Here is a 1,325-nt window from a genome sequence, read left to right on the forward strand (position 1 = left end):
AGAAATTGCCAAAGCTATTGAAATCGTTTTTCGGTCATCCGGACCTGGCTTATATCTCCGGGTAATGTTCGCTTACTTTATTTCGGATTAGTAACTGTTTTTGGAGACAGACCTTCTTCCAAGAGTTCGCTTTGGAACATCTCAATCTCGGATTTTTTGATATCACATAACCGATTTCTTGGCCACTTTCGAGTTAATTTTCTGGACTTGGACCTATAGTTTCGGAACGTTGAGGGAGCTCTTACCCTCTCTTGGAATGCGAGCCATTCTTCCAGGGCTTCTTCGACAGTTTTTTGAATGTCCGGACCACCCCAACCACTGAATAATTTGGCATTCTTGGAGTCCGGAAAATGGAGAGCATAATTGAATCGATCCTCACGAATTTCTGTGAGGATTGATTGGCGTTTACGCTCGGCATAAGCAATGGCCGATTTTGTGATTTTAGCAACTCCCGGAAGGGGTTCACGGCAGCGCTTCTTTCCATACATGAAAGAAATCCGCAGGCGGTTGCCGTGAATTTCAACCCCTTTTGGAAGTTTTGTCACGCCTGGTGGGAGTTTCAAAACTCTCCCTCCATCCACTTCTCAATTTCAGCAGGACAGTACACTACGCGTTTAATGGGATCGAAGCGCCAGTGCTTGCCTTCCAGCCACAGGCCACGTTCTCTGTATTTTCTTGCCATTTCTGGGGTAATGCCGAACAGGGCAGGGAGCAGGATTGGTCGTACCCAACGGGCGGGGTTGAGTGCAATGTCGAATTCTCTTGTGAACTCGTGTGATTCATTATTCATAAGTATTCCTCATGGTTTTAATCGTTACATAGACTGTGATAAACCTCATAACGTCACCTAAATCTATGTCGGTATTCGACATAGTGTTCCACGTGCTACGAATGACCGGTCTATCTTTTAAGTATCCCAGAGTAAAAGCTTTTTGGGTTTCGTCTAATTTCGAAAAATACTGAATTAGACAAGAAAGTTTTTGGAATGCTTTGCTAATTCGATTCAAGGAATTGCCATTAGTAAATGCTTTGGGACAATTTAACCCATTGTGAAAAACTTACAAATATAGGAGAAGGAGGAGTGCTTGCCTGCAAGATGAATTCGAACGTTAAAAAGGCGTGCGGGTAAGGCAGTTAAACGAAGATATGCGTTAATTTGAAACCGGGAGCGCGTTTATTTTCGACTATCAAGGTAACCCAACAGGCAATTCTCTCAGATGGTGAGCCGAGCGTAAGCGTTCATTCCACGACGTAGTGGACTTATTTCACATCGCGTAGCGGCCTGAGCAACCCGGGCGAGACCTTATATTGTTTGGTGCCATCCT

General features: G+C 44.5%; 2 protein-coding genes. Both read right to left on the bottom strand.

From position 1 onward, the window contains the following. Positions 1–77 precede the first annotated feature (77 nt). The gene (locus tag BY454_RS16675; protein WP_146082740.1) at positions 78–563 is read right to left on the bottom strand and encodes an Arm DNA-binding domain-containing protein; all 486 of its coding nucleotides are present in this window, start codon (positions 561–563) and stop codon (positions 78–80) included. Beyond that, the gene (locus tag BY454_RS16680; RefSeq protein ID WP_104417675.1) at positions 560–790 is read right to left on the bottom strand and encodes a DNA-binding protein; all 231 of its coding nucleotides are present in this window, start codon (positions 788–790) and stop codon (positions 560–562) included. Before BY454_RS16680 ends, BY454_RS16675 begins: the two co-directional genes overlap by 4 nt. Between the last annotated feature and the right edge of the window lie 535 nt (positions 791–1,325).

The sequence above is a fragment of the Marinobacter persicus genome (genome assembly GCF_002934325.1).
GTDB classification, from domain to species: Bacteria; Pseudomonadota; Gammaproteobacteria; order Pseudomonadales; family Oleiphilaceae; genus Marinobacter; species Marinobacter persicus_A.

What these genes read in the sequence shown, in the direction of transcription:
- BY454_RS16680 (WP_104417675.1), bottom strand. Translation starts at nt 790, where the DNA reads ATGAATAATGAATCACACGAGTTCACAAGAGAATTCGACATTGCACTC.